Here is a 922-nt window from a genome sequence, read left to right as displayed (position 1 = left end):
CCTGGAAGCCCGCGAGCTTGACCAGGCTGTCGCGCCGCGCGGCGTCGTAGTCGCTGGTGATCATCTCGCGCACCAGCGCTTCGAAGCTGGTGGTGGGCTCCCAGCCCAGCTTGGCCTTGGCCTTGCTCGGGTCGCCCAGCAGCGTCTCGACCTCGGTGGGGCGGAAGTAGCGCGGGTCCACCTTGACGATGACCTCGCCGGGCTTGACCTTGGCCTTGTCGCCGGCCACTGCCTCGACGATGCCCACTTCCTGCTCGCCCTCGCCCTCGAAGCGCACCGTGATGCCCAGCTCGGCCGCGGCGCGCTGCACGAACTCGCGCACGCTGTACTGCTGGCCCGTGGCGATGACGAAGTCCTCGGCCTGGCTTTGCTGCAGCATCAGCCACTGCATGTGCACGTAGTCGCGCGCGTGGCCCCAGTCGCGCAGCGCGCTCAGGTTGCCCAGGTACACGCACTCCTGCAGCCCAAGCGCGATGCGCGCGATGGCGCGCGTGATCTTGCGGGTGACGAAGGTCTCGCCGCGGATGGGGCTCTCGTGGTTGAAGAGGATGCCGTTGCAGGCGTACATGCCGTAGGCCTCGCGGTAGTTCACCGTGATCCAGTAGGCGTAGAGCTTGGCCACCGCGTAGGGGCTGCGCGGGTAAAACGGGGTGCTTTCTTTTTGCGGCACTTCCTGCACCAGGCCGTAGAGCTCGCTGGTGGAGGCCTGGTAGAAGCGCGTCTTCTTCTCCAGGCCCAGGATGCGGACGGCCTCCAGCAGCCGCAGCGTGCCGATGCCGTCGGCGTTGGCGGTGTACTCCGGCGTCTCGAAGCTCACCGCCACGTGGCTCATGGCCGCGAGGTTGTAGATCTCGTCAGGCTGCACCTGCTGCACGATGCGGATGAGGTTGGTGGAGTCCGTGAGGTCGCCGTAGTGCAGCTT

1 protein-coding gene is annotated in these 922 nt (G+C 67.0%); it reads right to left on the bottom strand.

Going from position 1 to position 922, the window contains the following annotated elements; genetic code table 11:
* The coding region (gene gmd / locus ALA01S_RS31230) for a GDP-mannose 4,6-dehydratase (RefSeq protein ID WP_066343678.1) at positions 1-922 on the bottom strand (922 nt) is incomplete at both ends.

This window comes from Azohydromonas lata NBRC 102462 (genome assembly GCF_001571085.1).
GTDB lineage: Bacteria > Pseudomonadota > Gammaproteobacteria > Burkholderiales > Burkholderiaceae_C > Azohydromonas > Azohydromonas lata.
Note: the sequence above shows the minus strand (reverse complement) of the source record. Positions and strands in the feature narration are given on the sequence as shown.